The organism is Gracilimonas sp., from assembly GCF_040218225.1.
Taxonomy (GTDB): Bacteria; Bacteroidota; Rhodothermia; order Balneolales; family Balneolaceae; genus Gracilimonas.
The window spans coordinates 322052-345949 of record NZ_JAVJQO010000006.1; the positions used below are offsets into that span (position 1 = coordinate 322052).

General features: G+C 37.6%; 29 protein-coding genes and 1 tRNA gene. 14 read left to right on the plus strand and 16 right to left on the minus strand.

From position 1 onward, the window contains the following. Nucleotides 1-50: 50 nt before the first annotated feature. Nucleotides 51-1022, minus strand: a complete 972-nt coding sequence (locus RIB15_RS08645) for a threonine ammonia-lyase (RefSeq protein WP_350201747.1) — start codon at nt 1020-1022, stop codon at nt 51-53. Between the two features lie 3 nt (nt 1023-1025). Further along, nucleotides 1026-1520 (minus strand): DinB family protein, encoded by a 495-nt coding sequence (locus tag RIB15_RS08650; RefSeq protein ID WP_350201748.1) that lies wholly within the window; start codon nt 1518-1520, stop codon nt 1026-1028. A 146-nt stretch (nt 1521-1666) separates the two neighbouring features. Between RIB15_RS08650 and RIB15_RS08655 the strand changes: the two genes are divergently transcribed. The 9 genes from RIB15_RS08655 (at nt 1667) to RIB15_RS08695 (ending at nt 8587) form a co-directional block, all read left to right on the plus strand. Then, nucleotides 1667-2593 carry an AraC family transcriptional regulator gene (locus tag RIB15_RS08655; protein ID WP_350201749.1) on the plus strand — a complete coding sequence of 309 codons (927 nt, stop codon included), beginning with the start codon at nt 1667-1669 and terminating at the stop codon, nt 2591-2593. 102 nt (nt 2594-2695) lie between these two features. Further along, nucleotides 2696-3814 (plus strand): alkene reductase, encoded by a 1119-nt coding sequence (locus RIB15_RS08660; protein WP_350202053.1) that lies wholly within the window; start codon nt 2696-2698, stop codon nt 3812-3814. 1 nt (nt 3815) lies between these two features. Then, nucleotides 3816-4607: an SDR family NAD(P)-dependent oxidoreductase gene (locus RIB15_RS08665; RefSeq protein ID WP_350201750.1), complete on the plus strand. Its 792-nt coding sequence runs from the start codon at nt 3816-3818 to the stop codon at nt 4605-4607. A gap of 16 nt (nt 4608-4623) precedes the next feature. After that, nucleotides 4624-5940: a serine hydrolase domain-containing protein gene (locus RIB15_RS08670; RefSeq protein WP_350201751.1), complete on the plus strand. Its 1317-nt coding sequence runs from the start codon at nt 4624-4626 to the stop codon at nt 5938-5940. An 87-nt stretch (nt 5941-6027) separates the two neighbouring features. Then, nucleotides 6028-6705, plus strand: a complete 678-nt coding sequence (locus RIB15_RS08675) for an FMN-dependent NADH-azoreductase (RefSeq protein ID WP_350201752.1) — start codon at nt 6028-6030, stop codon at nt 6703-6705. Next, complete coding sequence (locus tag RIB15_RS08680; protein WP_350201753.1) at nt 6705-7127, plus strand: nuclear transport factor 2 family protein; 423 nt, start codon at nt 6705-6707, stop codon at nt 7125-7127. The genes RIB15_RS08675 and RIB15_RS08680 overlap by 1 nt, the downstream gene beginning before the upstream one ends. A gap of 90 nt (nt 7128-7217) precedes the next feature. Then, nucleotides 7218-7793 carry a GNAT family N-acetyltransferase gene (locus RIB15_RS08685; protein ID WP_350201754.1) on the plus strand — a complete coding sequence of 192 codons (576 nt, stop codon included), beginning with the start codon at nt 7218-7220 and terminating at the stop codon, nt 7791-7793. Next, a complete protein-coding gene (locus RIB15_RS08690; protein WP_350201755.1) occupies nt 7783-8076 on the plus strand; it encodes a hypothetical protein in 294 nt (97 codons plus the stop codon). The genes RIB15_RS08685 and RIB15_RS08690 overlap by 11 nt, the downstream gene beginning before the upstream one ends. Then, on the plus strand, nt 8030-8587 hold the full coding sequence (locus RIB15_RS08695) for a lycopene cyclase domain-containing protein (protein WP_350201756.1): 558 nt from the start codon (nt 8030-8032) through the stop codon (nt 8585-8587). Before RIB15_RS08690 ends, RIB15_RS08695 begins: the two co-directional genes overlap by 47 nt. A gap of 181 nt (nt 8588-8768) precedes the next feature. On the opposite strand, the gene RIB15_RS08700 is transcribed toward RIB15_RS08695, so the two are convergent. The 4 genes from RIB15_RS08700 to RIB15_RS08715 form a co-directional block, all read right to left on the minus strand. Beyond that, nucleotides 8769-9230 carry a JAB domain-containing protein gene (locus tag RIB15_RS08700; protein WP_350201757.1) on the minus strand — a complete coding sequence of 154 codons (462 nt, stop codon included), beginning with the start codon at nt 9228-9230 and terminating at the stop codon, nt 8769-8771. A gap of 125 nt (nt 9231-9355) precedes the next feature. Continuing rightward, nucleotides 9356-9619 carry a DUF3892 domain-containing protein gene (locus RIB15_RS08705; protein ID WP_350201758.1) on the minus strand — a complete coding sequence of 88 codons (264 nt, stop codon included), beginning with the start codon at nt 9617-9619 and terminating at the stop codon, nt 9356-9358. An 18-nt stretch (nt 9620-9637) separates the two neighbouring features. Then, nucleotides 9638-9808, minus strand: coding sequence for a hypothetical protein (locus RIB15_RS08710; RefSeq protein ID WP_350201759.1), 171 nt, complete (start codon nt 9806-9808; stop codon nt 9638-9640). Between the two features lie 11 nt (nt 9809-9819). Then, entirely contained in the window at nt 9820-10224 is a 405-nt protein-coding gene (locus RIB15_RS08715; protein ID WP_350201760.1) for a lecithin retinol acyltransferase family protein, read from the minus strand. A 143-nt stretch (nt 10225-10367) separates the two neighbouring features. On the opposite strand from RIB15_RS08715, the gene RIB15_RS08720 reads away from it, so the two are divergent. After that, nucleotides 10368-10718: a helix-turn-helix domain-containing protein gene (locus RIB15_RS08720; RefSeq protein ID WP_350201761.1), complete on the plus strand. Its 351-nt coding sequence runs from the start codon at nt 10368-10370 to the stop codon at nt 10716-10718. A 26-nt stretch (nt 10719-10744) separates the two neighbouring features. Continuing rightward, nucleotides 10745-11323, plus strand: a complete 579-nt coding sequence (locus tag RIB15_RS08725) for an ImmA/IrrE family metallo-endopeptidase (protein ID WP_350201762.1) — start codon at nt 10745-10747, stop codon at nt 11321-11323. A gap of 297 nt (nt 11324-11620) precedes the next feature. On the opposite strand, the gene RIB15_RS08730 is transcribed toward RIB15_RS08725, so the two are convergent. The 5 genes from RIB15_RS08730 to RIB15_RS08750 form a co-directional block, all read right to left on the minus strand. Then, nucleotides 11621-12127 (minus strand): hypothetical protein, encoded by a 507-nt coding sequence (locus tag RIB15_RS08730; protein ID WP_350201763.1) that lies wholly within the window; start codon nt 12125-12127, stop codon nt 11621-11623. A gap of 9 nt (nt 12128-12136) precedes the next feature. Then, a complete protein-coding gene (locus tag RIB15_RS08735) occupies nt 12137-13117 on the minus strand; it encodes a toll/interleukin-1 receptor domain-containing protein (RefSeq protein ID WP_350201764.1) in 981 nt (326 codons plus the stop codon). Between the two features lie 76 nt (nt 13118-13193). After that, complete coding sequence (locus tag RIB15_RS08740) at nt 13194-13775, minus strand: mobile mystery protein B (RefSeq protein WP_350201765.1); 582 nt, start codon at nt 13773-13775, stop codon at nt 13194-13196. Nucleotides 13776-13778: 3 nt separating this feature from the next. Beyond that, nucleotides 13779-14240, minus strand: a complete 462-nt coding sequence (locus RIB15_RS08745) for a mobile mystery protein A (protein WP_350201766.1) — start codon at nt 14238-14240, stop codon at nt 13779-13781. A 300-nt stretch (nt 14241-14540) separates the two neighbouring features. Further along, nucleotides 14541-14613: transfer RNA gene (locus RIB15_RS08750), tRNA-Met, on the minus strand. Nucleotides 14614-14729: 116 nt separating this feature from the next. Between RIB15_RS08750 and rocD the strand changes: the two genes are divergently transcribed. Then, nucleotides 14730-15992, plus strand: coding sequence for an ornithine--oxo-acid transaminase (rocD, locus tag RIB15_RS08755; RefSeq protein WP_350201767.1), 1263 nt, complete (start codon nt 14730-14732; stop codon nt 15990-15992). Nucleotides 15993-15997: 5 nt separating this feature from the next. Here rocD and RIB15_RS08760 read toward each other — a convergent pair whose 3' ends face one another. The 3 genes from RIB15_RS08760 to RIB15_RS08770 are packed head-to-tail and all read right to left on the minus strand — an operon-like array spanning nt 15998 to nt 18980. Beyond that, nucleotides 15998-16750, minus strand: coding sequence for a LytR/AlgR family response regulator transcription factor (locus tag RIB15_RS08760; protein ID WP_350201768.1), 753 nt, complete (start codon nt 16748-16750; stop codon nt 15998-16000). After that, nucleotides 16747-17778 carry a sensor histidine kinase gene (locus RIB15_RS08765; RefSeq protein WP_350201769.1) on the minus strand — a complete coding sequence of 344 codons (1032 nt, stop codon included), beginning with the start codon at nt 17776-17778 and terminating at the stop codon, nt 16747-16749. Before RIB15_RS08765 ends, RIB15_RS08760 begins: the two co-directional genes overlap by 4 nt. After that, complete coding sequence (locus tag RIB15_RS08770; RefSeq protein WP_350201770.1) at nt 17778-18980, minus strand: hypothetical protein; 1203 nt, start codon at nt 18978-18980, stop codon at nt 17778-17780. Before RIB15_RS08770 ends, RIB15_RS08765 begins: the two co-directional genes overlap by 1 nt. Before the next feature lie 267 nt (nt 18981-19247). Between RIB15_RS08770 and RIB15_RS08775 the strand changes: the two genes are divergently transcribed. After that, nucleotides 19248-20363 (plus strand): alpha/beta hydrolase, encoded by a 1116-nt coding sequence (locus RIB15_RS08775; RefSeq protein WP_350201772.1) that lies wholly within the window; start codon nt 19248-19250, stop codon nt 20361-20363. A gap of 133 nt (nt 20364-20496) precedes the next feature. Beyond that, complete coding sequence (gene lat, locus RIB15_RS08780) at nt 20497-21846, plus strand: L-lysine 6-transaminase (protein WP_350201773.1); 1350 nt, start codon at nt 20497-20499, stop codon at nt 21844-21846. Here lat and RIB15_RS08785 read toward each other — a convergent pair. Both RIB15_RS08785 and RIB15_RS08790 read right to left on the minus strand, forming a co-directional pair. Beyond that, on the minus strand, nt 21843-22718 hold the full coding sequence (locus RIB15_RS08785) for a hypothetical protein (protein WP_350201774.1): 876 nt from the start codon (nt 22716-22718) through the stop codon (nt 21843-21845). The two genes, lat and RIB15_RS08785, sit on opposite strands and share 4 nt — an antisense overlap. Further along, a complete protein-coding gene (locus RIB15_RS08790; protein WP_350201775.1) occupies nt 22715-23869 on the minus strand; it encodes an alpha/beta hydrolase-fold protein in 1155 nt (384 codons plus the stop codon). Before RIB15_RS08790 ends, RIB15_RS08785 begins: the two co-directional genes overlap by 4 nt. Nucleotides 23870-23898 lie beyond the last annotated feature (29 nt).

The following is a 23898-nucleotide window of genomic DNA, read 5'->3' on the forward strand; positions in this document are numbered from 1 at the left end:
ATAAACCGATTGGTATATTTTGTCAAATAATATTTATTAAAACAGCTTTCTTAATTCATTATTTGGCCTTTAAACTTGTCTAATGACATATTTTGACCAGATATTACAGTAAAAATATGATTAAACTTTTTGAAGTAATGTCTATTCGCCATAATTGCAGTGAGCCCTACAACCCCACTGGGTTCAGTGTAGACCTTATGCCGATCTAACATCCATAGTAATGTTTGTTTTATATCATTTTCTGAGACGGAAATAAATTCATCAACTAATGAATTAACTATAGGCCACGTAACACAATCTTTTTCAATATAGCCCCCAATTCCTTCCGCTATTGAATAATCAAGCTTATAATCACCTGGATACTTTTGGGTATCGTACCATCTTTTAAGAAAGGCAGCCTTGTTTTGCTGAACCCCAATTATGTGTAAATCAGGATTAATGCTTTTTAGGATGATTGCCATACCTGAGATATACCCTCCTCCCCCCACTCCACAAACCAAACAATCTATATCTGAGAATTCATCCATAGACTCAAAGGCCATTGTGCCAGCACCCTCTATCATATCTAGATCATCATATGCAGAAACGAATATTTTACCTTCTTTCTTTGCTTTCCTTTTTGCAATTATTGAAGCTGCTTCAACGGATTCATGGAAAAATAGTTTAGCACCATTTTCCTTTATATCTCTTATCCTGTCTTTATCAGCAGATTTCGGCATGTGAATTTCAACATCAACCCCTAATACCTTTCCAGCATATGAAAGTCCGACACCGTGTCCACCAGCCGTAGGCGCTACATATGATGGATCTTTAAAACTGTTTCGTGTTTTGAGAATTTTATTAATGCTACCTCTTGGTTTAAAACTCCCAGATACTTGCTGATTCTCTAATTTAAGTTTCACATCTAGGTCATAATCTTTTTTTAAATTTTGAGAATATAATACAGGCGTTTTTACTATATAGTTTGATATACGATTATCCGCCTGAATAATGTCATTAGGGGTAATTTCAAATTGAATCATCTATTAATTTACTTTTCTTAGTTCCTCTTCGGTCATACCGAACATAGGTGGCGTTTCAACCCCAATCATATTCAAGTAAATATAAAGTTGACCTCTATGGTGAACTTCATGCTCAACCATTGCTCTTAACCACTTCCAAATTGTGATCTTTGTTCTTCCAGGGATGAGGCATTTCTTTTTTAAATCTTCATCATTTAAGGATTGAAATACTTCCAATGATTCCTGACGACTGATTTTATAAAACGCCATGACCTCCTCATAACCGTCCGCTAACTTTTTATCACACCCTTTATATCTACTTGGGTTTCCAATGACCGTTTCAGCATACATATATCTTTCAATGGCTGCTATATGACGAATAATATCAGCAATAGTAAATTTACCCTCACTATATGTCCAATCTAAATGTTCAGGCTGAATAACTGAGAGTAACCGATCAGTTCTTTTTCTAATATTGTGGTAGTAGTCAATAAATGATGATACACTATCGATAGTCATTTTTGCTCTTTATTTAAGTTGGTTAAATCTCATATATATTAGCTATGCAATCAATTGAGCATTATTTATGTGTATCATTATATATGCTCAACCAAAATTAGGACAAAATTTCAATATTTTTATTAGTTAAAAAGTGGTTACCGGTCATGATCATAAACAGCACAAAAGAAATTCCTCTTGTTACTCTACCAAAATTCCGTGAAAGATATACTTCACTAAAAAGTACAGGACATTACAAGAATTTTGACTTACTTCATCTTAAAAGTTTCTCCGGGTCACTTCCCTCACATCGAATAGACTTTTACTTGGTAATACTGTTAGAAAAAGGGGAAATGGAATTAGAATTAGGCTCAAGTGAATACAAGCTCGATCAACCCTCTCTTATCTTTATCAATCCACAAATCGTGTATAAGGCTAAAACAATATCAGAGAATTTAATTGGCTATTGCCTCTTATTTTCAGATGATTTCTTTCAATCAGGATTACCAAGTTCTAGAAAACTAAGAACAAGCCCTCTTTTTAAAATCTCCAATCAGCCTATTTTATGTTTAAAGGATGAACATGTTGAATACTTAAATCAACTCATCTCATTGATTGAGGATGAATTGACCTTTCTCAGTTCAACTGATTATAGAGTTATTCAAAGCTTGCTGCATGCGATCATAAACAAATCTGAATCTCTGTATCAGAAGGGACACTGCAAGCTTCACAAACCGGTTGATTCGAGTTCTTTATTAGTTCATCGTTTTCAAGAGCTCTTGTTGAAAGATTTAGAACCTATTAAGGAGCACTATCCTATCACTATGCATACTGTAAAAGAGTATGCTGATGAATTGGATGTATCACAGAATTATTTAAACGACACTATAAAAAAAGTAACAGGTAAAACCGCCGGTCAACTTATATCAGAATATCTCATAGATCATGCTACTATATGTTTGAAACACTCAGATCTTGAAATTTCAGAAATTGCTTTCCGACTTGGCTTTGATGAACCATCATACTTCTCTCGTGTTTTTAAAAAAATAATTGGTTTATCTCCCACCGATTATAGAGATCATACTAATCTGTAGATTCTACTACTGCAGCTGTACTTATTACTAACACCTGCCAAATTAGATGTGATAGATTCTTGAAGAGTTAATAACTGAAAGAAATATCACATGGACTCAGAAATTTTATTTAATGATTTAAAGCTTGGAAATCATCTTTTAAAAAATAGAATTGTTATGCCTCCCATGACCAGATCCAGGGCTGGTCATGGAGATGTGCCAACCTCTTTAATGGCTAAATATTACCAACAAAGAACCAGTGCAGGTTTAATTATTTCAGAGGGTACGCAAATCAGCCAACAAGGAAAAGGTTATGCGTGGACACCAGGTATTCATTCACCGGAACAGGTAAAGGGCTGGAAAGAGGTTACAGATGCAGTTCGCAAAAAGGATGGGGTTATATTTGCCCAATTATGGCATGTTGGTCGCGTATCTCATACATCTCTCCAACCAGCTAATAAGGCTCCTGTTTCATCTTCAGAACTAGTCGCTGATGGAGTTAAAGTTTATATCGATCCAGAAAATAAAGGGCCAGAAAGTGGTGCCGGAGAAATGATTCAACACTCTAAACCGTCTGCCTTAAGTTTTGAAGGTATAAATAACATTATCCATGATTTCAAAAAAGCTGCCAAAAATGCCAAAGAAGCTGGATTTGATGGAGTAGAAATTCATGCAGCGAATGGCTACTTAATCAACCAATTCATCGATTCTCAGGCTAACAATAGAAAAGACAAATATGGAGGTAGTGTTCATAACCGTCTTCGCTTTCTTAAAGAAGTTACCCAAACAGTTTGCAAAGTCTTTGAGCCAGATCATGTCGGTGTTAGATTAGCACCTCTAACTACTCTTCAGGGATGTATTGATGACAACCCACGTGAGACCTATATAGAGGCTGCAAAAATTTTAGAAAGTATTGGTATAGGCTACATCCATATAGCAGAAGCTGACTGGGATGACGCACCGGAGATGACTCTTGAATTTAGAAATGCCTTCAGAAATACTTTTTCAGGAAAGATGATTTATGCAGGTAAATACAACCTAAAAAAAGCAGTTAAAGCAATACATGATGGATGGGCTGACATGATCGGCTTTGGTCGTCCATTTATAGCTAATCCTGATTTACCTACTCGTTTAAAGTATGGAATAGCACTAAATAAAGGCAACCCAGACACATATTTCGGTGGTACTGAAATAGGATATACAGACTACTCAAACGCTAATTTAAAACAGAAAGAGAAATAGGATGGAGTTACAGTTAAAAGGAAAAAAAGCTTTTGTAAGTGGGTCAACGCAAGGCATTGGGTTTTCAATAGCTAAAGTTCTACATGAAGAAGGAGCAGATGTAATAATTAATGGCCGAACCGAGAAAAAGGTCCAGAATTCTGTTCAAAAACTCTCAAAGTTAAAAGGGGGTACAGTTACAGGTATTGCCGCCGATTTTAGTGAACAAAAACAGGTCACATCTATCATTGATCAGTTTGCCGAACTTGACATACTCATCAACAATGTTGGTTTCTTTGAACCAAAAGCTTTCCCTCATATTTCTGATCAAGACTGGTTTGAAATTTTTGAAGTCAATGTCCTAAGTGGCATACGATTATCACGACACTACTTACCCAAAATGCTGGATAATGGTTGGGGAAGAATAATATTCATTTCTAGCGAGTCTGCCATAAATATACCCGAAGAAATGATTCATTATGGTATGACGAAAACAGCACAATTAGCTGTTAGCCGAGGTTTAGCAGAACTCACAAAAGGTTCAAATGTGACCGTTAATTCTGTTCTCCCAGGGCCAACAAGATCAGAAGGTATTGAAGATTTTTTAACTAATCTGGCTGAAGAAGAAAACAAAGCTAAAAACGAAATCGAGCAAGAATTTTTCAATGACGTTCGACCTACTTCATTGATTCAAAGGTTTGCTGAAGTTAATGAAGTTGCCAACTTGGTTGCCTTTCTATCCAGTCCGTTGTCTTCAGCTATTAATGGTACATCACTTCGAGCCGATGGTGGTGTAGTAAAATCAATTTTATAACAAAAAATATCTAATCATGAATTTTTTAAAAACATCACTTTTAATTGTCTCCTTATTATTTATTGTAACTCAAGTTAAAGGTCAAGATCACCAAGTAGATAATCTTGATAATCAAAGAATCCTTAGGATTGATGCCATAATAGAAAAACACATTCAACAAGAGCATATTCCAGGTGCAGTAGCTCTGATTATTAAGGATGGCTCAATCATATATAACAAGGCTTTTGGGCATGCTGATATCGAAGAAAATATTCCAATGAAATCGGATGCGATTTTCAGAATAGCATCTCAATCGAAGGCTCTAACTAGTGTTGGTGCAATGGTTCTTTGGGAGCGTGGAAAATTCCTATTGGATGACCCTGTTTCAAAATATATTCCAGAATTTAAAGATATGAGGGTTCTAGACACTTACAATACCCAACTAGGTTCATATACGACAATTGAAGCAAAACGAGAGATTACCATTAGAGATTTATTACGTCATACCTCTGGAATTGCCTACCCGGCAATATTCAGTGATCCAACAATGTGGAAGATTTATGAACAGGCCGGTATTCCAACAGGCATCGGAACCACTATACCTACTATTGGTGAAAAGATGAAAGATCTTGCTGCACTTCCGTTAATGCACCAGCCTGAAGAACGGTTCACGTATGGTTTAAATATCGATCTGCTTGGCTACCTGATTGAAATGTGGAGCGGCCAGCCACTCAATCAATTCTTAAGAGAAGAACTTTTTGAGCCACTAAATATGAAGGATACCTGGTTTTATCTTTCTAAAGATAAGCACAACAGATTGGTAGAAGTATATGAAATCAACAAAGAAGGACATTTAGTTGAAGTAAACCATCCTATGTATGAAGGAGTTGATAAAGATTTCCCAAAAATGAATGGAACTTATTACTCTGGCGGTGCAGGTTTAAGTTCCACAGCAATTGATTTAGGTAGGTTTTACAGTATGTATTTAAACAAGGGCGTTCTTGATGGAAACAGAATTCTTGCCTCAAGTACTGTAGATTTGTTATTAACTAATCAACTTAGAGATAATGTGAAGATTTCACCTATGCCACCGCAGCCTGTGGATTTTCAATTTTCATTAGGTGGATTCGCCATAGAGACAGAAAAGAATGATTACCTATCCCCTAGAACTATTGGAGCCTTTGGTTGGGGAGGAGCATTCAATACCCATGGTTGGGCTGATCCAGAGAATAAATTAATTGGTATTCTATTGACTCAAGAGTACTTATCGCCCTATTTCTCAATTGGCAAAGAATTTGAAAATGCAGTTTACCAATCTTTAGATGAAATATATCAACATTTACATAATGAGTAACTCTAAACAAATGCATGAAGAGAATTCACTTTCAATAGTTTTCTAAGCATGGGAAGTTTCGATAAAATAATCAAATACTAATATACAATGATCAATCTTTTAAATGTACAGGTTAGCCCAAGACGCGATAAATCACTAAGTAGAAATCTTTCTGAAACATTCATTTCTCATTTAAATGATTTCGACTCGGATTTGGAAATAGTTCATCGTGACCTTTCTAAAGTTCCTCCTCAATTTGTTGATTTGAATTGGATTGCTTCTGCATTCACTGATAGTTCTGAACGCTCGCATGAACAAAGAAAAATACTCCATAAGTCTGACAAGTATATTGATGAGATTAGATGGGCAGAAATTATCGTGATTGGAACTCCAATGTTCAACTATGGTATGCCAGCCGCATTAAAAGCCTGGATAGATCAAATTGCGAGAATTAGTGAGACGTTCAGTTTTGACTTGAATAGAGGAGACTTCCCTATAGAACCTATACTTAAGAATAAAAAATTGGTTGTCTTGACTTCCTCGGGAGAGTTTGGCTTTGATGAAGGTGAGATAAGAGAGACTCAAAATCATTTGATACCACATTTGCGCACGTGTTCCCATTATCTAGGTGTAGATAAGAAGAAGGACCTCTACCATATCGGTATAGAATTTCAGGAGTTCAAAGATGATAGGCATCAAAAGTCTATCAAAAATGCACATCAAAAAGCACAAAGATTGGCTGAAGAAATTTCTTTCTGTGATAAAAATTTAGAGAAAGTTTCATAATGGACCCCAAAAAACAGACTATTCAGGAATACTTCCGGAAAATTGATAGCGGAAACACGGATTACTTAAATCTATTTACACAAGATGTAAATTTCTTCTTTCCAAAATTTGGAACACATCAAGGTGTTGATGCACTTAGAGACTTTCAATCAGTCATGAGCGAATATCTTAATGATATATCTCATGATCTAAAAAATTTCAATTATATATCTCAACATAATACAATAGTAGTTGAGGGTACTGAAAATGGAACTTTAAAAGATGGCACATCATGGCCAAATATTGATATTTCTACTGGGAGATTCTGCAGCGTATTTGAGTTTAGGAGTAACCAGATTAGCAGAATGTTTATTTATGTGGACCCGGATTATGCAAGTTTAGACCAAGAAAGAGTACAGCTTTTAAAGAACCCATCATATTGATAGGTACATTGATTAATGAAAAACGTTAATAAGTTTAGTTAATTCAAATACCAGCTGCAGGGAAATAAACTAATAATAAACTCTTGATACATGATGTATATAGAAAAAGCTACCCCAAGACATGCCAGGGGCATATTAGATATTTACAAACCTGCGCTGGAAAATACAGCAGCAAGTTTTGCTGTAAAAGCTCCTTCAATTGATGAAATAAGGCTTAAAATAGAACACACAATTGTTAGATATCCTTGGCTTGTATATGTAGTCGAATCTCAGGTAGCAGGATATGCTTATGCTAACATTCACAGGTCAAGAGAAGCTTATCAATGGTCAGTTGAACCATCTGTGTACGTTCATCCTAATCATAGAAATAAAGGTATTGGAAAGTCTCTCTATACAACATTATTCAATATCTTGACCTATCAAAACTTCGAAAAAGCTGTAGCTATTATAACGATACCAAATGAAGCAAGCATCGCATTACATAAGTCTTTTGGATTTGAACATGTAGGAGTATTCAAGAAAGCTGGATATAAGCTAGGTAAGTGGCATGATACATCCTGGTGGGAATTAAACCTAAGAAACAATATAAATTCTAAACCTAAGACGATTATACCCTTCAAAGACATCGAAAAGGATCAACTCAACAATTTAATTAATGGATCTTAAAAAGGTCTTACTTTTCTCTTCCGGACTTATAAGTCTCCTGCTTTCAGCATATAATTTTGCCGTAAATGATACCCTGCCAAACTTAATTGTATCTCAGGTAAATAATATTGACAGTATTTCAATTTTTGAGACTAATTCCCTCTACCTTATAGTTCACGGAATAGTACTTGGATCTATATCCCCATTCATTTTTGATAGAAGAGTAAATTTTTACAGGCAATACAAATCTTTATTATTTGCGACAGTTTCAGTGGGTTCTATTTTTATACTTTGGGATAATTAAATCCTACAAGAGTGTTTGGACATTTAATAACTCGTACTATCTTGGAATAGACTTATTTGGGCTTCCGTTAGAAGAGATCTTTTTCTTTATCACTGTCCCTATCGCTTGTCTGTTCATCAAAGAATGTTTGCAATACTTCCAAAAGATCCCATCAATCAAAAATGATGGGATACTTATTTTAATTGGTATAGCCTATTGTACACAGCTATATACATCAACTGTTTGTTTACTAAGTGCCTCAGCCATTGGATGGCACTACGTATTTGGCAAAATTGATACTCGATCTAAAACATACATTACGTTTGGCGTCTCACTAATTCCATTTCTAATCATCAATGGTATTTTAACTGGACTTTTTACCGAAGAACCACTGGTTCAATATAATTCGGGTGAATTTTCCGGTATTAGTATCTGTACTATACCTATAGAAGATGCAATCTACCTATTTCCGCTATTGCTACTGAATATTTCGGTATATGAAATCTTTATTTATGAGTCATCCGCTTCTTAGTTTATTAGCTTAGCAATACAAAGTCGGGTCATCAATACCCAACTTTGTATCAGCAAAAGGATAAACTATAACATTAATGCAAGGCTGATATTCGGTGGGGAATCCCCCGGTCTGCACAAATGATAATGCGGAAGATTGGGGATACCGAATAACACTTTGTATAGCCTTGCGAGAATGTTCTCTAAAATAGCCCCCTATTCCTCAACGATGTGTAGCTACCAGGAGTTAGTATTAAATGGTCATCCACTGGAATACCTAAAATCTTTCCTCCCTCATTCACTCGCTTTGTAAGGCTGATATCGGCACTACTTGGTTTTGTGTTCCCAGACGGATGATTGTGAGCCAATAAAATGCTATTGGCCGCCGATTTGATGGCGTAAGCGAATATCATTTTAGGATCAACAATTGTAGCTGTGGCTCCACCTTTTGAAATTTCAGCTAATCCCTTAACGCCTTTGGCATTATCAAGAAACATGACATAGAAGGACTCTACAAGCTCCATTGTCCCTTCTCGCCAATTCTCACGAAATATTTGATGGGCTAAATCTGGATTTGTTACGACCGGGCGATCAAAATCTCTCCTGTCGGTGATATAGACCAACTCAACCTCAGTGACTTTAAATAAATCTATGCTCTCTGACATAAAACCTCCTTTAATAGATTTGGAGGTTTTTATATCTCTAATCACATAGAATTAGTACGCACAAAAAAGGCCATCTTTCGATGACCCCAAAAAACTTCAACTAATTGCTCTCTTGATAACGAAAACTAGCAATCTGGAATATTATCTAAATTATCGGTGCAAGAGCTATTCGGATCTGTGCGTAGATATTTTCCATTTACGCCGTTTACGACATGGATATCAGCACGTCGACCATACGAATCCTGTACATAATAGGTGTGCGTATTGTTCTCGATCTCATTTATAGCTGAAGATTTACCTTTTGGACTCCAGTATTGACCTGGATTACATAGAGACGTGATGTCACCATCACTATCTTTTCCGGACTTTGTGACTCTTCGGTCTGCCATTATTCTATCCTGTTTAGTTTACTTTTCCCGACGTACGCCTTTGAAAGGCTTATTGTCAGCTTTCTGATCCATAAATTTTCCATCAGGACCTCGTTTAGTCCAGCGTTGATTTTGGGGATTGTAGGTTTGACTTCTATCTCTGACAGCACCTTTACGATGTCCGTCTCCTGTTGGAGGGTTAGTTGCCATGGTATTAGCTCCTATCTTTTTGATGTTAATGTTAAAAGTAATCCAGTTCCTACGATGAAGGCTGTTGACCAACCCGCAAGTTGTGGACTTTGTGGCTTGAGAGAAAAAGCATCTGAAACAAGATGCTCACAATTGTAGGAAAATAAATTATATGGACGCTCTAGTAAGCTGTATGCTTTTTGTACAGCTCTCTGTCCTAGCATGAAATTATCTGGGACTGACACAATTGAAAGCTCTTGGCCGCCAAGAAAATCTTCAAGTGTATGTTCTACGACTTTTCCATACTTGGGTGTATTTGATATTACAGTTGGTTGGCCGTAATGATAATTACCAGTAACGATCCCAACATGCTTTATAAACGTTTTGGGCACTGAAATAACAGTCCCAATCTGAAATTTTGAATTATTTACCGGCATTAAATTCCTCTACATTTTCTTTAGTAATTGTGTGTCAACCATGATATATTACCACAAGTGAAACACGTTTCGTTAATAATACACGATTCGCAACTGTTTCGCAAGTGAAACGTGTTTTATTTTTGAACCAATGGAGATCATCTATGTCTAGCAATGTCGATATTCAAAAATTTTCAGCTATGGTTAAGGATAAGCGTGGGGGTATTGGCTTAAGAGAAACCGCAAAGAAAATTGGGGATGTAAGTCCCTCTACTCTTTCAAGAATTGAAAAAGGAAAAATTCCTGATCTTGATACGTTTGTAAAAATCTGCCAGTGGCTCGATGTGTCTCCTGATGAGTTTGTTCCAGGCTTTAGTGGTAAATCAATAGAAGATCAGATGCAGGGCAAACCGACATCGGAATTGATCGCTTTTCATTTACGAGCCGACCAAGCTATGTCTCCTGATTTAGTCGAGGCTTTAATTACTATGGTTAAAGCCGCTGAAAAACAATAGATTAAGAGGAAAAATGTCCAAGTACCATGAAACATGGCTTCAAGAAAAGAGCAAACCGAATATCAAAAAAGGCCAGACTTAAACTGGGCCTACAAGTAAAAGACTATCTTAATCCAAACGTTTTAGCAGAGGCAATGAAAGCCCAAATTATAGACCCTGCAAATCTAAATATACCTTCAGAATCTTTAGATACTTTACTTAATCATAGAGAGGATGAGTGGTCGGCTCTCGGGGCTCATATTAATGGAAATCCAACGATCTTTATTAACTCATCACATCCCAAAACAAGGATTGAAGCTAGTATCATGCACGAATTAGCTCATTTCATCTTAAAACATGAACCAATGGGTGCTGTTAATTATTTTGGTTTACCATTAACTCGGTTTGATAAAGAGCAAGAAGAGGAAGCTGAATTTTTAGGAGGGTGCTTACAAATTCCAGAAGAGTGTCTGTTCCCTTTATTTGCTTTCGAAAAATATAATCTTCAAAAACTTGCAGAACATTTTCACTGCTCAAAGCAAGTTGCTCGTATGAGATATAATCAAGAAGGAATTCGCTACCGAGTCAATGCCTATAAAAAAAAGTACAAGCAGTCTAAAAATTAGGTTTTTCCATTCCCTTAGAAATTTTCAGCTAGTCCTTTCACGCCTTTGGCATTATTAAGAAACATAACATTAAAGACTCTACTTGCTCCATTATTCCCTGTCGCCAATTCTTATGAAAGATTTGATGGGCTAAATCTGGATTGGTTTCGACCAGACGATCAAAATCTCGCCTATCGGTTATATACACCAACTCAACCTCGGTAACTTTAAATAAATCTATTCTCTCTGACTTGAACCTCCTTTGATAAATTTGGAGGCTTTATAACCATAAGCGCACTTTATAGATACGCACATTTTTTAATTATCAACCAAATGGAACTGATTCGAAATACTTACTTTATGACTCTTGACACCAAATGGAGTAACTAGTGTCATATTCAATTCGATACTTCCATTACAAACTTCAGTATCATTAAACTGCTCCTTAGCTCTTTTTTCACCACTAAATCCAAGGTACTTATTAAAAGAATAGTCCTGACTGTAAGTACCCGATTTCAAGCTTATGAATTTAGTGCTAGGTATAGTGACAAATTTTTTCCTGCCAATGTCGCACTCAATTTGAATAGACAGAATTTCATAATCGTAATAAGGCGAGTAATTACTAGCAGCTAAATCGATTCTAAAATATGTATCGTGACCTCGACAAAAAATTTTTGGAACATCCTTTAGTTCAACTCTTATCAGTTCCAAATCGAGTGGAAAAAACTTTTTCTGGAGATATTTTGAAAACTTAGAAATCACCCAGAGAAAAGATCTTTTTACAACATAAAAAGCAGGTTTAGTAGCTGATATAAGTTCACTCATTTCCTTCTCTCACATTCTTTGGAAAATTTTATACAGCTCATCCAATTTCCTCTCCTTCAGATCTTTCAATGAAGTAATTGGTTTTGCTAAATCCAGCCTTTCATTGGCTATTTTATGAACATCTTTATTCGAAAACCCCATTTGAGTTGCCTTAGTATATATAGATTTATATGTCTGTTTTCTCCAAGCTTCATTATTTGGTCTCCTTAATGTCTTTCTTTTAATACCGATTTGTTGACGAAGCCATTTAATAACATCAGGATATTTTTCCTTCGGTATTGTCTTATAGGAAGTGACTTTGAAAGTGTTATAAAGCTTAGAGTACCACTCGCCATATGAACTACCTTTTCCTGCTTCTTCACTTATTTTAGAAAGAACTCCTACTAATCTTTTAACCTCGAATGCATCTTCTTCAGTAATATGTATCTCCGATGGTATTATCTCCTTTCTGATAACTTTTTTATCCGTCTGAATATAATCTCGACCGACTTGAATGTTCCCATCTCCCTTAGCTATTTGCTTTATATAAGAGTCAGGTTTTTGTTTCATTATTTTTTCAGAAGATTTCAGGTCTGAGGGTTTGCGCTTTTTATTAATAATCGCATCAATATCTGATAAGAGTTTTTTCTTCATTTCCATTGCAGATAAACCTACTAGATCTAAATACACAATCTGTGAGAGCAACCCTTCTAAGCTACATTCTCTTACACGTATGGGTATGAGAAATTGAAACTCACCGGTTGGGTCTTTCGCAAAAGCTGCTGCCCATTCCGGTTGTGTAAATTTTGAAGCAAGATAATCCGGAGATAGAACTGCAATCGTTCGCTTGGCTTTTTTGGCAGCTTCATCCATTTTAAGTACAAAGTTCGATCCAGTGCCAAAGTCCCCTGATTGCATCATGCAAGAATATCCCACCTCCTCTAGCCAACCCTTTAAGCGTTGGGCCATAAAAGAGTCTTGCTTGTTGTAGCTTATAAAAAAATCGACCATATCGAATCTTTTATTTGAGTACTGTTGATATTTTTGAAAATAAAAATAAGATATCTATAGCTAAAATTGGGAATTCTTATTTTCTTACAAAATCTAACAATGATTCATAGTTGTGCACATCAGCAGATCTGAGAGCTTGTATATAAGCTGTCCTTACATCCCCTTCTTCTAACAAACTCCCTGATCCCCAACTAAATGGCCCTTGATCAAGTGCTTTTTCAAGTAAGACATCTGTCATTACTCGTGCATGCCGACCGTTACCATTCGGGAATAAATGAATTTGTACAAGCCTGTGATGAAAACGTGTTGCAATTTCATCTGGTGAATAGGTTTCATGATCTATCCAGTACCGGACATCGTCCAACAATTGTCGAAAATGTATTGGAATTTGCGCCCAATCTACACCGATATTTTTATCCGTTTGGCGATAGTCACCTGCCCAAGCCCAAACCTTACCAAACATCTCTTCATGAAGCTTTCGAATGAACTCTTCACTCAGATAATCTTTTCGCCGTGTACGATCTAACCAACTGTAGGCATCGATAATATTCCTTTGCTCCCATTCATTGAGTTCTTCCCGTGTACTGATATGAGGAATGAGAAGTCCTTCCTTCTCATCCTCATCAATTGGAGTTGCTCCTTCTGGATAATCAAACATCTACTAATCCCAAAAATTCTTAGGTTCTTCGACCAGAATTTTATCCACCAGATCATTCAGAGCTTCCTCCTGCTCCTCATCAGAGACTCCCTGAAGCTCTAACTTCATTGAATGGTCTATCCGATTCAATCGCTTTTTGGCAATTTTCAAGGCCTGTTCACGGACTATTTTCTCAAGGTCTTGTTCTGGCACAAAACCATAGACAAACTTCACCCCTAACCCATCAGCCATTTTCTTCAAGGTTGAGAGTTTTACATCACCATTGACTTCAGCTTGCTCAATCCTGTAAACCCGTGCCCGGTCAAGGTCAACTCGACTACCTAATTCTTCTAATGTCATGCCCAATCCCTCACGAATAGCATTTATCCATCCGCCAGAAGGCACCGCCATTTTCAGGAGAGGTTTAAGCTTCTTCAATTTCTTATCAAGCTGTTTGCGTATAAGCTTTTTATCCCAATAGTTCATAATTGTGCCTTTTCACTGCATTAAACAGCACTTGTTGATATTTATAACAACATAATAGTACCAAACGTTGTCATATATAACAACATAATATACGTTTCGTTGTCATTTTTAACAACATTTTGGAGTATTGAGTTGTCACCTATGACAACATCTGTTCATTTATGGGCATATTTGACAATAAAAAGTATCAGATATGAGCACAGGAATAGCTGAGAGAGTTGAGAGTGGGTAAATGAGAGAAAAGTTTGACCTATGTTGTACCCGAAATAAAAAAGGCCGCTAAAAGCGGCCTTTAAGTAGTGGCGGGGACAGGATTCGAACCTGTGACCTTCGGGTTATGAGCCCGACGAGCTACCAGCTGCTCCACCCCGCGGTGAAGGCTTACAATATACGACTAATGTCCTACCGATATCAAGAGTTTTTTTAGATTTCTCACTAATCTTTCAGTTTATGATTTTGTAATTTCCGAAAAACAGAATAAAAGAAGTTATGATTGACAGTAAGAAAGCTATAGAGCTAGAAAACAAATATGGTGCACACAATTACCATCCCCTTCCGGTAGTACTTTCCAAGGGAAAGGGTGTTCACCTGTGGGATCCTGAAGGCAATCAATACTATGATTTTCTTTCTGCATATTCGGCCGTAAATCAAGGGCACAGCCACCCTGATATTCTTAAGGCCTTAACTGAACAGGCAAATACATTGAGCCTGACCTCAAGGGCGTTTTATAACAATGTGCTTGGTGAGTATGAAAAGTATGTGACTGAATATTTTGGTTTTGACAAGGTGCTCCCAATGAACACTGGTGCGGAAGGCGTTGAGACAGCTATAAAAATATGCCGGAAATGGGCGTATGAAAAAAAGGGAATTCCTGAGGAAGAGGCTCAGATCATAGTTTTAGAAAATAATTTTCATGGGCGTACTACAACAGTAATTTCTTTCTCAAATGATCCGGATGCAAGAAAAAATTTCGGGCCATACACACCAGGGTTTATCAAGATTCCATACAATGATATTGAAGCACTTGAAGAAGCTCTTAAGCAGCCAAATATAGCCGGCTTGCTGGCCGAGCCAATCCAGGGTGAAGCTGGTGTTGTAGTTCCGGATAATGACTACATACCAAAAGCAGCAGCCCTATGTAAAGAAAACAATGTCCTTTTTATAGCCGACGAAATTCAAACAGGTATTGCCCGTACTGGAAGCCTGCTGGCTGTATGCGGCGACTGCACATGTGAGGGTAATTGTGAACGTCAGTCAACCTATACCAAACCGGACATGCTCATCCTTGGAAAAGCATTATCGGGTGGAGCATATCCGGTGTCTGCAGTGTTAGCTGATAATCATATTATGGAGGTTATTAAACCAGGCCAGCATGGATCAACTTATGGCGGAAACCCTCTTGCATGTAAAGTAGCTATTGCCGCCTTGGATGTAGTTCAGAATGAGAAGCTGGCTCAAAATGCCCGCAGCCTGGGAGTACTCTTCCGGGCTGAGATGCAAAAACTTGTGGATGAGTTTGACTTATTTGTAAAGGTTCGCGGAAAAGGACTTCTGAATGCGGTAGTGATCAACGACTCGCCGGATAGCGATACCGCGTGGAGATTTTGCCTTTCTTTAAAAGACAATGGTCTCCTTGCCAAACCTACTCATGGAAATATTATTCGCTTTGCTCCGCCTCTTGTTATGACTGAAGAACAGCTCCTGGATTGTGTTCGCATAATTCGGGAAACGCTTATAAACTTTACGAAATAAATAAACTATACCCCAAGCCAATCTTTTAGTTCGGGGGTTTTATTCCGGCTGATGACGATCTCATCTTCAACCGGAGGGGTTAAATTTACCGTTACCTGCCCTTTAAAATAAGGCTCCAGATCTTTAACTGAATTTATGTGGGTGATAAACTGCCGGTTCAGCCTGAAAAAGACATCCGGATTCAGCATTTCTTCCAGTTCAGTTAATGTGAAGTTAACTATATACTTCTTTTTCTCTTTTGTGACCAACCATACGAGTTTGTCACTGGCCATGAAATAGGCGATTTCATCAATGTGCAATGGAAATAATTTCCTGCCCAATTTGACTAAAAAACGGTCTTTATAATTGGTCTCATGCAGTATCTCTTTAGCAAATTTGAAAGCCAGCCCGTCATCAAATGTCTGTTTCATCTTTTGATACTTCTGAAAACCCCTTGCTATATCATCACGTGAAATGGGCTTAACCAGATAATCTATACTATTCAGCTTAAATGCCTTTAGCGCATATTCATCATAAGCAGTGGTAAATATAATCGGAGTATTAATCTCGATTTTATCCAGGGTTTCAAAACAAGGACCATCAGCCAGCTCTACATCCATGAAAATCAGATCTAAATCGTGCTTTCGTATTACGGATAAGGCTTCCTCACCGGTTTCCACTGCAGCTATAATTTCAGCATCTTCCTGAACTTCTTTTATGTGCTTTGAAATCTGCTTACTTGCAGGAGCCTCATCTTCGCAAACTAGAATCTTCATCATGCAGTCATTTTAATTATAGGTATCTGAACCACAAACTCCAGTTCATTCTTTTTAATATGAACCGGCTTGTCTGTAAAATATTTATACCGGTCAGAAATATTCTTCAAACCTACCTCCGTGCTTTTTATAGAACTCTTTTTAGGCTGAAGATTATTTCTCACCTCAAGCTGCTCATCATCAATAACCTTGATCGAAATATTTAAAGGATGGCGGGATGATATTTCGTTATGCTTAACTGCATTTTCCACCAATATCTGTAAAGTAGCTGAAGGCACCCTGTAATCTCCATGCCCATTTACCGATATGCTGCAAGTGAGTTTTTCATTGAACCGAATTCGAAGCAGAAACAGGTATTTCTTTATGAACTCAATCTCATCCTTTAACAAAACCAGCTCTTCATTTTTTTGATTAAGCACATACCTGTAAATGTCACTCAAAGCATCCAAATATCTCTGCGCTAATTTAGGGTCTTCATCAATAAGAGCATTTAATACATTGAAATTATTAAACAAAAAATGAGGACTTATTTGAGCCTGGAGCACACTTAGACGTGCTTTTGCATTTTCTTTTTCAAGAATCTCGTTCTCCAGTAATGACTTCTTCCAGTCTTTAATTATAACATCAGCATTCACAAAGGCAGCGATGGACAACGAAAAGCTAAGTGCAAAGAGGTTATACTCAATCATACCCGGAAACCATACACTCATATCCCAAAGCGTTTGGTAGAGCAGAACCATTACAGGGGTAACAATGGCTGGAGTAATCATTGCGGTCAACCCAATTTCAACCCACAACCTTTGGGGTACTTTTTGCTTCCATGGCAACACTCCTTCCAGCCACTTGCTTTTAAATGTGTGCATTTCGAATAATGCGATCAGAATCAGAAATACAGCTACCGAGTACTCCAGGTGTGAGTACAAAGTCATATCAGCAAAATCATATCCTCTTATCAAATACAAAAATGTATAGGAAGGCATTGCAAGAATAAGGGAAATAAAGATTCTCTTTTTTAAGGTATTAAACCTCATTAATTCTGCCCGGTTTTTGTAAGCCTGAAAATTTTCAACTTAGGCCATTCATCAAGTTTTGGTTTATTATCATCCCCATAATACCCCCAGGGGCTGTTTCCAATATAGTACAAATCTCCATTTACCCAAGTCCCTAAAGTAGGCTCATTTATATCCTCTCTGGCTTGATCCGGAAATACCAGTGTTTCAGAATTCCCCAGTCCGTTTTCATTAAGGCTTATTTTAGCTACTCGTTTAGGAATGGTCCCATTCTGCAGGATAATTAGCTTCCCTCCCTTTTGATAAATTCCATCTCCTCCTCTAAGCCATTCATTTTCATTGATCAGAGGCTTAATCTCTCCTGTATTAATTTCAATTCTAAAGACTCCGGTAATGTAATCCGATACATATAAAAACCTCTCATCGTCAGACAAAGCCAGCCCCTGCAAATTCCACCACTCATCATGTCTAAAGGCTGCGTTCAATACATCGTTACGATCAATGGTAAATACTTCAGGATTCTGGCTATCTGTAATAAATATTTTTCCTTTCTCAGTAGTAGTTATATCTCCGAACGTATGTTCACCGTCAGTTGTATAGCTTGATAATATCTTTTTGCCTGCTTTACTGATCTTCAAAACTGCTGATTTACCCTTGTCTTCTTCTGTATATCCTGAAAACTGAGGCATAGCAGATGTAGTTACCCATAATACATCTGAGTAAACAGGATCGGCAATTATTCCCATGGCTGACCAAAATCCGAATTCCTTTAAATCCATAAAGGGCTCCAGGTTCCCTTCTGCTTTTTTGAACCTATAAATCAAGCCCTCTCTGATGTCCGTCAAATAAAAATCGCCGGTATGGTGATCGTAAGCTATACCTTCAGGATGCAGGCCCGGCTCTTCGAATTCAAAAGCTACCTTACTCGTTTTTACTATTTTCCGATAATCAAGTACCTCTTCATTCAACTTCTTCCATGCATCTGAGCTTTTCAAAGAGCTAAAATCTGTTGTATCTAATATTTCTGGAGAAGCATAAAAATGTAAAAGAACTTTGAGTGTTTTAAAGGCTTGTTCCGTCTCACTATTCAGCATATAACCTTTTGCCAGGTTGTACATAATTACTGGATGATTAGGACGAGCTGAATCAGCCTTCTCCATATTCATCTTAAAAGATTGAACGTCTCCCTTTTTCAGATCCTCTTGGGCAGTATTATAAAACACAATGTATGATTGTGCTGGTGAATCAACTGTTTGGAGAGTAATTGCAAAGAATATTAAAAGCTTAAGTGATTTTGTCATAAAGTTTTTCAGGATGAAATTGTTACAGGCTGAATTTATAATGCACAAAACTTAAATACGATCTGTTACCTACCTGAGAATAGCGCTTCATCCTTTAATAATATCACTTCATTTTCTTTGATGAGCTCGCATTGAACGTATTCGATATTATCTAAACTGTACACCCACAACTTTTTTAGTACAGCAAGAATGAAGCAAACAATATTTTTCTGGCCCGAGAGATGTTTTCAGTATGTGTTTATCCTCTGCTTTCTTATCGCTTATTCCGGATGTTCCACTCCATTATCAACAGACAAAAAAGAACCGTCAACAACAAATTGGGATAACCGATTTCGGTTAAATAATGGAATGGTAATTGATGTCTTTATTCCAGAAAATTATACACCAGATTCCACCTACTCCCTTTTACTTCTGAATGATGGTGAGAATATGTTTGGGGATTTTTCCTGGAACATGGATCAGATTCTTCAAAACCTGATTTCAAGTGGGGACATCAGGCCCGTTATTGCTGTAGCTATTCACAGTCGGGGGAAAAGAAACAATTGGTATATACCCTACAATGACCCCTGGATTACATCAAACTGGGGACCATACAAACCAAAAGCCCTCAATTATGCGCAAGACATTTTTACCGAGGTGATTCCTTTTATAGACGAAAAGTTCTCCATTGACACCACTGAAGTTGGGATCTTGGGAGCGTCTCTTGGAGGACTGATCTCTACTTGGATGGGGCTTAATTTTCCTGAAAAAATAAAATATTCAGCCGGGCTATCGGGCTCGCTTTGGGTAGCTGATTACAGCATTTTCTCTGAGGTAGATGGACCTTATAATTCCGGGCAAAAATTTTGGTTTGATATAGGTACCAACGAATGGAATTATTACATCCCTTTATATGCTGAATTAGATCGGAGTGGATTGATGCCGGGCGTACAAAATTTTTATTACGAAGTACCAAACGGAGCTCATTTTATAGAAGATTGGATTCAAAGAATCGACCTTCCTTTAAAAGTCTTCTTCAGCACTGATAAAAACCCTGAACCAGTCTCTCTTGAAGTAGTTTTGGAATGTATTCCAAGCCAATCTTCTCCCGGAAAATATTTCAGAAGAATGAATCCCATAATAACACTCTCTAATCAGGTTAAATATTCACTAGCACATACTGCTTCATACACCCTTTTAAGTGGAGATGCAGAACTTGGTTCCGAAGGAAGCTTCATAAATAACCCTGACTCTGAAATTGAAATACTGGTTGAGTATAAGACGTTTTCAAAAACAGTTGAAATACCTGTTGGCTGGTGTAAATAACTGTATGTGGTCTAGCACTGATACCCTATCAAAAAAAGGCAATTCTAACTTTAGTGTATTTAAACGCTATTGAGGCAATTCGCTCTATTTGGTAGCTTCTGCTAATAGTAAATTTTATGTTAGGAGTTAATAAATGCGAGATAGTATGACAATTACCCCCGATCAGGTTCGATCGATATTAAGTAAGCATATGCTTACAGACGGATATGAAATGGTCCTGGACCTCGAAGAAAGTGAAGGTCCTTATTTATACGATTCAAAGTCAGGTAAACGCTATCTGGATTTTTTCACTTTCTTTGCTTCAAACCCTCTGGGTATGAATCATCCCAAGCTAGCGCAGGATGAAGATTTTATAGCTAAACTAGGCCGTGTGGCTATCAATAAACCTTCTAACTCAGATATCTACACACAAGACATGGCTGAGTTTATGGAATCATTCGATCGTGTAGGAATTCCTGATTACATGCCCTATTCTTTTTTCATCTCAGGAGGTGCACTTGCTGTTGAAAACGCCATGAAAGTAGCCTTTGACTGGAAGGTGCAGAAAAACTTTGAGAAGGGTTACAGAGAAGAAAAGGGCCACAAAGTTCTGCATTTTGAAAAAGCTTTTCATGGGCGTTCTGGCTATACCTTATCCGTGACAAATACAGTTCCTAATAAAGTAAAGTACTTCCCGAAATTTGACTGGCCGCGAGTTGTTAGTCCGGCCATGACTTTTCCAGCTACTAAAGAAAATATTCAGGAAACAGCGCAACAGGAAGAATTAGCTATTGCTCAAGCCGAAAGATATTTCGAGCAGTTTAAAGATGACATTGCCTGTATTTTAATTGAACCCATTCAGGGTGAAGGTGGTGACCGACACTTCCGCCTTGAGTTTCATCAGGCACTAAGAGATTTAGCTGATAAACATGAGGCCCTTCTTATTTATGATGAAGTTCAAACCGGAGTAGGAATGACGGGAAAGTTCTGGGCTCATGAACACTATGTTAAACCAGATATTTTAGCCTTTGGAAAAAAAGCTCAGGTTTGTGGTATTTTGGCTGGCAATCGTGTAGACGAGGTTAAAACGAATTGTTTCCATGTTTCATCCCGGATTAACTCAACATGGGGTGGTAATCTGGTTGATATGGTTCGGTTCGGTCGAATTCTGGATATTATTGAAGAAGAAAAACTAGTCGAAAATGCCTCTAAAGTCGGGAATTACCTTCAAACCAGATTGGAGGCTTTAGCCGATAATCACGAATATTTTACCAATCCACGAGGCAAGGGCTTGTTTTGCGCTATTGATTTACCCGATGGGCATTCCCGTGATGCCGTAATTAAAGAATGCGTTAGTAACGGACTGATGATACTCTCTTGTGGGCCAAACACCGTCCGTTTCCGACCACCTCTTACTATTACGGAAGATCAGATTGATGAAGGACTGGATATTCTTGAAAAGGCATATAAAACATCTTTAGATAAATGTCCGGTTGCTGATTAATCTTGACTTATTTCAAAGCCAAGTTCTTCAAAATTTAGACTATAGAAATTGCTTCCGGTATGGCCTAATTCTTTGCTGCTTGCCCACACGATGATTTTTGATTCGTAAATAATCCTTGGATTTAAATCTGATCCAGTTGTATTTATTCTGTCAATATGAACTGGTGAAGACCACATCCCAAATTTATCTTTTTTACTAAAGTATAAATCTCCATATGGAGACAAGCCTTCCGGACGTCCGGAAGACTCAAAAATCATCCAATCTCCCTGTAACGATATTATAAGGTTCCATTCGCCGTGTGGAGAGTTTACTTTTCCCTCCAGCAGCTTTGGCTTTGAGTACCTGCCATCTTTTGTGATCATCGAGACATAGATATCACCTAGTCCCGGGCCTTCTTCCCTGATTGAAGTGAAGTAAACATTCCCATCTCCATCTGTAACGGGACTAGCTTCATAACCATCAGAGTTTATTATATCCAAAGGAGTTGGTTCTCCCCATGAATTTCCATCCTTTTTTACCATCCATATATCTGGATCACGATTACCTTTCTTTCCAGAATATGGGCGATTGCTTACAAAAAATGCTTTTTCCCCGTTCTGAGAAATAAATACATCTGAATCAGACCAGGGGGAATCCTTATCGCTAAAATCTGCATAACCTGAATTAATCCAGTTCTCATCCTTCTTTACATACCGATGAATTTTTGATGGAGGATTTTCCCTGCTTCCCCACTTTCCATCATGACGTACCACATAGGCCACATTTTCATCCGGTGTAAAGGCAATTCCATAGTCTACTTTATCTGTTGATAAAGTACCATCACCAAACAGAGTAATAAGCGATTGCAGAAGTATGACTTTAAAAAACATCATGATCCTGAGTTACTTTTTTGAACTTCAGCTAAGTTCCGCTCGATGACCGTCCGCATTCTTGGTGGCATGTTCCCTACTTCCAGTGCTTTCCGGTAATTTTGTATGGCCAATTCTTTTTGGCCATCCTCAGCAGCCACAGCTCCCAGAAAATAGAACACTTGATAGCTTTCATCATAAACAGAAGCCAGCCATTGCAAAAGTTCTATAGCTTCTTTTGTCTTGCTTTCACCAGCATGAAGGTTATAAGCATAGGTTCTGATGGACTCCTCTGGAAGCCGAAAGCGATATCCATATTCTGAGGTTGAGTGTTCATACCAGGATTGAATTGCCTTTTTGCCTCCTTCATTCCAGGCTGAAATTGATTCCTGCTCAAATTTATCAACCGGAAATAGCTTTTTTAATCCCTCATGCAGCGTAATGGAAACGTTAGTAAAGTGATCTTCTCCTTCATGAATATTCGAATATAATTCGAGGTGATCCGCATTACCGCTTTCTTCCAAAAATGATACGTATTCCTCTATAGCGGTATTGTTCGTACGGTCATTGGTTCCTGCAGTCGCATATACAAAAGGTTTATTGTTCAACTCCTGGAATTCATACTCTCCATACATGAACCGGTCTTTCCACCACACACTCGGACTTACCGCTATGTAAGCTTCAAAAAGCTCAGGCTGAGATTTCAATGTATACAGAGAAAATAATCCTCCAAAACTATGGCCAAACAGAATTCGGTAGTCACTTAAATTATACTCTTGTTCCATTTGAGGTATCAGCTCTTCCTCAACAAATTCTAAAAATTTCTCAGCGCCACCACTCCCAGGATATCGCTGATTATCTTCTGTCGGAGTAAAATCCCTGGTTCGGTTAATGTTATCCAGACTTACCACTGCCATATCAGGAATTCGATTCCACCGAACAAAGTGGCCAACCATCCCGGAAACTAACTCATGATTCCATTCCCCATCTAAAACATATAAAACCGGAAGAGGCTCCTGAACAGTTTCTGGAAGAAATACTTTACCGGACCTGGTTTCATCCAAGACTTCAGATTCTAAAGAAAAGTCATGGTGTATGTAGTTCAATTGCTGCGCATACAGCCCGTTGATCAAAAAAAGGCCAACTGAAAATATCAGAGTTAATTTCCTGCTCATAAGAGATTTTTTGAGGTTAAGAAGTTCTT